This is a genomic window from Pseudomonas sp. HMSC066A08 (assembly GCF_001813025.1).
Classification (GTDB): Bacteria; Pseudomonadota; Gammaproteobacteria; order Pseudomonadales; family Pseudomonadaceae; genus Pseudomonas; species Pseudomonas aeruginosa.
This window is the reverse complement of sequence record NZ_KV811355.1, coordinates 1-212: the sequence shown is the minus strand read 5'-3', so window position 1 is coordinate 212 and position 212 is coordinate 1. Positions and strand designations below refer to the sequence as shown.

1 pseudogene is annotated in these 212 nt (G+C 59.9%); it reads right to left on the bottom strand.

Features of this window, described 5'->3' with window-relative positions:
• Window positions 1-212: pseudogene (locus HMPREF2886_RS27315) on the bottom strand (conjugal transfer protein TraL); the annotation flags it as partial.

The window sequence follows — 212 nt, the reverse complement described above, 5'->3', positions numbered from 1 at the left end:
AGACCTTCATTTCCTCGAAGGTTTTGCCTTCGGCCTCAATGTCGCCGAAGAACTCATTGAGCCAGACGACCAGCTCGGCATTGCCCGGCATCTGCTCGGCCAGAGAGGCGAAGCCGCCGAGGGTGTCGCGCAGGGCTTGGCCGCCGGTGATGACCGTGTGAATGATGACCTGCTTGCCGTTCTCGCCAATCAGGTTGATGGCGTCGTTTTCG